7 protein-coding genes are annotated in these 7,515 nt (G+C 66.1%); 1 reads left to right on the forward strand and 6 read right to left on the reverse strand.

What is annotated here, in order from left to right:
* From DBR23_RS19080 to gabT, 6 genes are all read right to left on the reverse strand, one after another.
* On the reverse strand, nt 1-1,098 hold a 1,098-nt coding region (locus tag DBR23_RS19080; RefSeq protein WP_304466221.1), incomplete at its 3' end, for an aldehyde dehydrogenase family protein.
* Between the two features lie 194 nt (nt 1,099-1,292).
* Nucleotides 1,293-2,111, reverse strand: a complete 819-nt coding sequence (locus tag DBR23_RS19085) for an ABC transporter permease (protein WP_108499256.1) — start codon at nt 2,109-2,111, stop codon at nt 1,293-1,295.
* A gap of 31 nt (nt 2,112-2,142) precedes the next feature.
* Nucleotides 2,143-3,387: an ABC transporter permease gene (locus tag DBR23_RS19090; protein ID WP_108499258.1), complete on the reverse strand. Its 1,245-nt coding sequence runs from the start codon at nt 3,385-3,387 to the stop codon at nt 2,143-2,145.
* Nucleotides 3,388-3,488: 101 nt separating this feature from the next.
* Complete coding sequence (locus tag DBR23_RS19095) at nt 3,489-4,523, reverse strand: ABC transporter substrate-binding protein (RefSeq protein ID WP_056063211.1); 1,035 nt, start codon at nt 4,521-4,523, stop codon at nt 3,489-3,491.
* Between the two features lie 52 nt (nt 4,524-4,575).
* On the reverse strand, nt 4,576-5,685 hold the full coding sequence (locus DBR23_RS19100; RefSeq protein WP_108499259.1) for an ABC transporter ATP-binding protein: 1,110 nt from the start codon (nt 5,683-5,685) through the stop codon (nt 4,576-4,578).
* Nucleotides 5,686-5,715: 30 nt separating this feature from the next.
* Entirely contained in the window at nt 5,716-7,008 is a 1,293-nt protein-coding gene (gene gabT, locus DBR23_RS19105; RefSeq protein WP_108499260.1) for a 4-aminobutyrate--2-oxoglutarate transaminase, read from the reverse strand.
* Between the two features lie 202 nt (nt 7,009-7,210).
* On the opposite strand from gabT, the gene DBR23_RS31120 reads away from it, so the two are divergent.
* Nucleotides 7,211-7,515, forward strand: a 305-nt coding sequence (locus DBR23_RS31120; RefSeq protein ID WP_233250568.1) for a GntR family transcriptional regulator, incomplete at its 3' end; no start/stop codon positions are given.

Genomic DNA, 7,515 nt, shown 5'->3' on the forward strand with positions numbered 1-7,515 from the left:
GCCAGCCACCACCTGGCCGCCCTTGGCCAGCGCGTCGTCCACGTGGCGCTGCACCTTGGCCAGCGCGGCTTCCTCGATCAGCGGGCCCTGGTTCACACCGGCTTCAAAGCCATTGCCCACCTTGGCCGTCTTGACCTTCGCGGCGAACTTGGCCACGAACTCGTCGTACACGCCTTCCTGCACGTAAAAGCGGTTGGTGCACACGCAGGTCTGGCCCGCGTTGCGGTACTTGCTGGCAAAGGCACCTTCCACGGCGCTGTCGATGTCGGCATCGTCGAACACGATGAAGGGCGCATTGCCACCCAGCTCCAGCGACATCTTCTTGACCGTGGGGGCCGACTGCGCCATCAGGATGCGGCCTACTTCGGTGCTGCCTGTGAAGCTGATGTGGCGCACCACGTCGCTCGCACACAGCACCTTGCCGATGGCGATGGAGTTGTCGCTGTCGGCGGGCAGGATGTTGAACACCCCGGCAGGGATGCCTGCGCGGATGGCCAGCTCGGCCGCGGCCAAGGCGGTGAGCGGCGTCAACTCGGCCGGCTTGATGACCACGGGGCAGCCCGCAGCCAGCGCAGGTGCGACCTTGCGGGTGATCATGGCCAGCGGGAAGTTCCATGGCGTGATGGCCGCGCACACGCCGATGGGTTGCTTGAGCACCAGCAGGCGGCGGTTGTTGTCAAATTGGGGCAGGGTCTCGCCGTTGATGCGCTTGGCCTCCTCGGCAAACCATTCCACAAAGCTCGCGCCGTAGGCGACCTCGCCCTTGGCTTCTGGCAGGGGCTTGCCCTGTTCGGCGGTCATGATGCGGCCCAGGTCGTCCTGATTGGCCATGAGCAGGTCAAACCACTTGCGCAGGATGATGCTGCGCTCCTTGGCGGTCTTGGTCTTCCAAGGGCCCCAGGCGGCGTTGGCGGCGGCAATGGCGGCCTCGGCATCCTGCGGGCCCAGATTGGCCACGTCGGCCAGCTTCAGTCCTGTGGCTGGGTCGTTCACGTCAAAGCGGCTGCTGCCCGCCACCCACTGGCCGTTGATGAGGCCGTCAGTCTTGAGCAGCGTGGGGTCGTTCAGCAGTGTGAGGGGAGATGTCTTCATGTCCATGGGAATACTTCCGGGAGAGGTGACGAAACAGAGGGCGAGCAGAAAAGAGAAGGGGAGCAGAGCGGGTAGCCAACGACCCGCGTACATCTAGCCAAAGGCTAGCATGGGCGGGGCTGCGCAATGCGTCGCCAAAGTGGCACCGGCAACTGGGGCATGGGTGGGGATGCGTGCGCTGGTGAACACGGCCTGCGCCATCATGCGCGTCGGCCCCGCAGCCACTCCAGCGCCAGCAAGAGGCTGGTGGTGAAGAGGATGAGCAGTGTGGCCACGGCGGCAATGGTGGGCGAAATGTTCTCGCGGATGCCATTGAACATCTGGCGCGGCAGCGTGGACTGGTCGGCCCCGGCCAGGAAGAGGGTGACCACCACTTCGTCAAAGGAGGTGGCAAACGCAAACAGCGCGCCGGAGATCACGCCCGGCGCAATCACCGGCAGCGTCACGCGGAAGAAAGTGTTGAGCGGTGTCTCACCCAGGCTCAGCGAGGCGCGCACCAGGTTGTGGTTGAAGCCCGCCAGCGTGGCCAGCACGGTGGTCAGCACAAAGGGTGCGCCCAGGGCTGCGTGCACGATGATGAGACCGAAGTAGCTGTCGGCCAGGCCTAGCGGCGCGAAGTACAGGTAGGTGGCCACGCCCACCACGATGATGGGCACCACCATGGGGGCAATCAGGATGGCCATGAGCAGTCCCTTGAACCGGAAGTCCGCCCGCGACAGGCCCACGGCGGCCAGGGTGCCCAGCACAGTGGCAATCAGCGTGGCTGCGGGCGCCACGATGAAGCTATTGCGCGTGGCACGGGCCCATTCGGCCGACTCGAACAGGTTGCGGTACCACTTGAGCGACCAGCCGTGGATGGGGTAGGCGAGGAACGAGCTTTCGGAGAACGACAGCGGCACCATCACCAGGATGGGGGCCAGCAGGAACACCAGCACGGACACGCACAGCGCGCGCACGGCCCACCAGCCGAGCTTGTCGGCCAACGTGGCGTATAGGGGGAATTGGGGCAGGCGAAACATGGTCAGCGACTTTCAGCTTTGGAGGGAGTGATCAGCCCAGACTCAATTCGGCTTTGCCAATGCGGCGGTACACGCCGTACAGCAGCAGCGTGGCAGCCAGCAGCAGGGCACCCAGCGCGCAGGCCATGCCCCAGTTCACTTCCACATTGGTGTAGCGCGCGATGTAGTAGCTCAGCATCTGGTCATCGGCTCCGCCCAGCAGTGCGGGCGTGACGTAGTAGCCAATGGCCAGGATGAACACCAGCAGGGCACCCGCGCCAATGCCGGGGTAGGTTTGCGGCACATACACCCGAAAGAAAGCGGCAATCGGCGAGCTGCCCAGCGACACCGCCGCACGCAGGTAGGTGGGCGGCACGCTCTTCATCACGCTGTACAGCGGCAGGATCATGAACGGCAGCAGGATGTGCACCATGGCAATCACCACGCCCGTGCGGTTGAACAGCAGCGCCAGTGGCTGTTCGATCAGGCCCAGGCCCATGAGGCCCCGGTTGACCAGGCCTTCGGATTGCAGCAGCACGATCCAAGCGGCCACACGCACCAGGATCGAGGTCCAGAAAGGCACCAGCACCAGGATCATCAGCACGTTGGCCGAACGCGCAGGCAATGAGGCCAGCCACCAGGCCAGCGGGTAGCCCACCAGCAGGCACACCAGTGTGACCACCAGGCTGATGTGGAACGTGCGCAGCAGGATGCCGCCGAAGGCGCGCTGCTCCTCGGGCATGCGCTCGACCTGGCCCAGTGCGTCGCGCTGCAGGTCCACCGATGCAAGCAGGTAGTCGGGCGTCCAGCGGGCGCCGTTCTTGGCTATGGCGCGCCAGAAGGGTGCCTCGCCCCAGCGGGGGTCGGCGCCTAGCAGGCGCTCCCTGATGGCGTCGGCAGAACCTTCAAAAGGCAGGTCGCGGTAGGCCCCCATCACCATGGAGCGTGCGCCCGGCACCTCGGAGTTGAGCCGGCGCGCCAGGGCGCCAGCGTCCGAACGGTCGGGCAGGCGGGCGAGATCGCCCACCAGCGCGGCGTAGGCCGCTGCCGGTGGTGTGTCGCGCCGGTCCCAGCCGTCCAGGGCACGCATGGTGCCGGGCAGCGCGTTGGCCACTTCGGGGTTCTCCACCGCGCGCTGCAGCAGCGCGGCAATGGGCACCAGCAGCGTGAGCAGCAGAAACACCAGCAAGGGCAGCGTGAGGCTGAACGCCCGCCATTTGCGCCGCACTTCGGCGCGGGCCAGGGCTTTGCGCAGCGCGCCGGGGGCGTGGCTGTCCTGGGCGCGTTGCGGGGCCATATCAGGGGCGTTCATGGCGATCACGCCGGAGTGGGCTTGCATGGTGGTGGGCTCTGTCTGCTGCTGGTGTGGGCTCATGGCTCAGGCGGGCGGGCGCAGGCTTACTGCGTGGCCCAGGCGGCAAAGCGCTTTTCCAGCGCCTCGCCCTGGTCGGCCCAGAAGCCCACGCTGAACTGCAGGGCCTCTTTGGCGTTGGTGGCCGAGGTGGGCAGGTCGTCCAGCACCTTCTTGTCCAGCGACGCCAGGGCCTTGGTGTTGGCCGGGCCATAGGCAATGTTCTGTGCATAGGCGGCTTGCTGTGGGGTCTGCATCGTGAAGGCGATGAACTTCACAGCCGCATCCTTGTTGGGTGTGCCCTTGGGGATGGCCCAGTAGTCCAGGTCGTAGATGCCGCCGGGCCAGTAGATCTTGAGGTTGCGGCCTTCGCGGTTGGCGGCGTCGATGCGGCCGTTGAACACCGTGGTCAGGGTCACATCGCCTGCGACCAGGAACTGGGGCGCCTGGGCACCGGCCTCCCACCACTGGATGTTGGGCTTGAGTTCGGTCAGCTTCTTGAACGCGCGGTCGGCGCCGTCCTTGGTGGCCAGCACCTTGTACACGTCGGCGGGCTTCACGCCGTCGGCCAGCAGCGCAAATTCGAGGTTGTAGCGCGCGCCCTTGCGCATGCCGCGCTTGCCCGGGATCTTCTTGGTGTCCCAGAAGTCAGCCCAGCTGGTGGGTGGGGTCTTGAGCTTGTCGCCGTTGTAGGCCATGACGGTGGACCACACGAAGATGCCCACGGCGCACTCGTTCACCGCAGCGGGCAGCAGGTCGGCCTTGGGCACGATCTTGCTGTAGTCCAGCTTTTCGTACAGGCCTTCATCGCAGCCGCGCGCGGCGTCGGGCGATTCCACCTCGACCACGTCCCAGGTCACCTTCTTGGCCTCGACCATGGCCTTGACCTTGGCCTGCTCGCCGTTGTACTCCACGGCCACGATCTTGTTGCCGGCCTTTTCGTAGGGCTCGTAGAAGGCCTTCTTTTGTGCATTGGCGTTGGCACCGCCGAAGTTGACGACGGTGAGTTGCTGCTGCGCCAGGCTGGGCAGGGCCAGGCAGGCAGACAGGGCAGCGCAGGCGATCAGGCTCTTGTTTTTCATGGTGCGGTTTCCTAGGGGTTGAGGGAAGGGGACGGGGAACAAAAAATACGGTTCAGTGAACGGTGGGCGCGGCGTAGATGCGCACGGACTCCGTGGGGAACTCCAGCAGCACCGCATCGCCAGGTTCGGGGTGCGGGTTGGCGTCGGCGCGGGTCAGCGGCAGCTTGACGGTGGCTTGCGCCTGGCCGGCGCCGATGTCGCACATCAGGCGCAGGTGGTCGCCGTAATAGATGGCACGGGCCACCGTGGCGCGCAGGGCGGGGGCCTGGGGCGCGGCGCTGGCGGCATGCAGCGAAATGCGCTCGGGGCGGATGCAGGCCTCGGCCGGGGCGCCGGGTGCCAGGTGGTTCACATTGAGGCCGGGCAGGCGCTGGCCGTCAGGCAACTGCAGTGCCCACGCCGTACCACTGCCTTGCAGCGTACCGGTGATGACCGTGCTGTCGCCCACAAAACCCGCCACAAAGCGGTTGGACGGGGTCTCGTACAGTGACTCCACATCGGCCAACTGCTGAATGACTCCTTCGTTGAACACCGCCACGCGGTCGCTCATGGTCAGGGCTTCGCCCTGGTCATGGGTCACGTACACAAAGGTCACACCCAGCTGGCGGTGCAGCTCTTTCAGCTCGATCTGCATGTGCTCGCGCAGCTGTTTGTCCAGTGCTCCCAGGGGCTCGTCCATCAGCACCAGCTGGGGGTTGAACACCAGGGCGCGGGCCAGCGCCACGCGCTGCTGTTGGCCGCCCGACAGGCGTGCGGGCAGGCGGTCGGCCATGCCCGACAGGCGGACCATGTCCAGCGCCTTCTTCACGCGTTCGGCCTGCTCGGCCTTGGGCACCTTGCGCACGGTGAGCGGGTAGGCCACGTTCTGCCCCACGGTGAGGTGGGGGAACAGCGCGTAGTTCTGGAACACCATGCCAAAGTTGCGCTTGTGCGGCGGTGTGCGCGTGATCTGCTTGCCATCGAGCAGGATGTCGCCCGCGGTGGGCGACTCGAAGCCGGCCAGCATCATCAGCGTGGTGGTCTTGCCAGAGCCCGAAGGCCCCAGCAGGCTCAGGAACTCGCCGCGCTGGATGTCCAGGTCCAGCGCACGCACCACAAGCTGTTCGCCGTCGTAGGTTTTTTGCACGCCGCTGAAGCGGACCAGGGGTTCTGCGTGGTTCATGGTGGTGGGGGCAATCAAGGGAGAAGGGATTCAGCCCACAGCCGCGAAGCTGTCGGCCAGGATGGCCAAGCCTTCGTGCAGCAGTTCGTCCGACGCCGTCAGGGGCACCAGGATGCGGATCACGTTGCCGTAGGTGCCGCAGGACAGCAGGATGAGCCCGCGCCGCGCGGCTTCGGCCACGACCTTTTTGGTCAGTGCGGCGTCGGGGCGGTGTGCATCGCCGCTTTCAAACAGCTCGATCGCCACCATGGCACCCAGGCCGCGCACGTCGCCGATGGCGGGTACTTTGGCGGCCATTGCTTTCAGGGCACTGACCAGCAGCGCGCCCATGTCCTGGCTGCGGGCCAGCAGGTTTTCCTGCTCGAACGCATCGATCACCGCCAGGGCTGCCGCGCAGGCCACCGGGCTGCCCGCATAGGTGCCGCCCAGGCCGCCAGCTGCAGGCGCGTCGATGACGTCAGCGCGGCCCACCACGCCCGACAGGGGGAAACCGCCCGCCAGCGACTTGGCGGTAGTGATGAGGTCGGGGGCCACCGGCCATTGTTCGCAGGCGAACCACGTGCCCGTGCGGCCCGCGCCGGTCTGCACTTCGTCGGCAATCAGCAGGATGCCGTACCGGTCTGCGAGGGCCTTGAGGCCGGTGATGAACTCGGGCGGGGCCACATAGAAGCCGCCTTCGCCCTGCACGGGCTCGACGATGAAGGCGGCCACGCGCTCGGGCTCGATGTCGTTCTTGAAGATCAGCTCCACCGAATGCAGCGCCTGCTCCACGCTCACGCCATGCAGTGCGTTGGGGAACAGCGCGTGGTAGGTCTCACCCGGGAACGGGCCAAAACCCACCTTGTACGGAACGACCTTGCCGGTGAGGCCCAGCGTGAGGTTGGTGCGGCCGTGGTAGCCGCCCGTGAAGGCGATCACGCCAGGGCGCTTGGTGTAGGCGCGGGCGATCTTGATGGCGTTTTCCACAGCCTCGGCGCCGGTGGTGAGCAGCAAGCTCTTTTTGGCAAACGCGCCGGGGGCCAGCGTGTTCAGGCGCTCGCACACTTCCACGTAGGGTTCGTACGCCACCACCTGAAAGCAGGTGTGGGTGTACAGGTCCAGCTGGGCCTTGACGGCGGCGATCACGCCAGCGTGCAGGTGGCCGGTGTTGAGCACCGCGATGCCACCGGCAAAGTCGATGAAGCGGCGGCCCTCCACATCCCACAGCTCGGCGTTGCGGGCCTTGTGGATGAAGAGTTCATGGGCCTGGCCCACGCCCCGGGCCACGGCGGCGTGGCGGCGGGTGAGGAGGGCGGCGTTGGTGAAATGGCGGTCTTGCTGCATGGTGTGGGCGGTGGCTGTGAAGGACAAAAAAGGGAATGAAAACCAGGAATGGGGCGAATTCTGGAATCCACGCCACGGCCCGTCCATGTACAGCGCAGCGCTGTTTGGCGCGCACTGTGCAGGTCTAGAATCCTGTACAGGCAATCCCTGATTTGGTGTGCGCCAACCCAGTGCACAATTCGCCCCCTTTTTTGCTCCCCTGATGCTCACTCTCAGCCCCGACCTCCAGACACCTCTGGTCAGCCAGATCGTCGATGGTCTGCGGGGGCTCATCGCCGGGCAGGTGCTCAAACCCGGCAGCAAACTCCCGTCCATCCGCGCTTTTGCCGCTGCGCACGGCGTGAGCGTGTTCACCGTGGTCGAGGCCTATGACCGCCTAGTGGCGCAGGGCTGGCTGGTGTCGCGGGCCAATGCGGGCTTTTTTGTGAAGCGGCGGGGCGACGAGGGCGCTGCGCCCGGCACTGGTGCGCCCGAGCGGGCCGTGCCCCGTTTTGATGCGCGCTGGTA

The organism is Acidovorax sp. HMWF018 (genome assembly GCF_003061035.1).
Lineage (GTDB): Bacteria > Pseudomonadota > Gammaproteobacteria > Burkholderiales > Burkholderiaceae_C > Acidovorax > Acidovorax delafieldii.

Excerpts from the sequence above, each read along its gene's own strand:
- gabT (WP_108499260.1), bottom strand. The coding sequence starts at position 7,008 with ATGCAGCAAGACCGCCATTTCACCAACGCCGCCCTCCTCACCCGCCGC.
- DBR23_RS19090 (WP_108499258.1), bottom strand. The coding sequence starts at position 3,387 with ATGGCCCCGCAACGCGCCCAGGACAGCCACGCCCCCGGCGCGCTGCGC.
- DBR23_RS19095 (WP_056063211.1), bottom strand. The coding sequence starts at position 4,523 with ATGAAAAACAAGAGCCTGATCGCCTGCGCTGCCCTGTCTGCCTGCCTG.
- DBR23_RS19085 (WP_108499256.1), bottom strand. The coding sequence starts at position 2,111 with ATGTTTCGCCTGCCCCAATTCCCCCTATACGCCACGTTGGCCGACAAG.
- DBR23_RS19100 (WP_108499259.1), bottom strand. The coding sequence starts at position 5,685 with ATGAACCACGCAGAACCCCTGGTCCGCTTCAGCGGCGTGCAAAAAACC.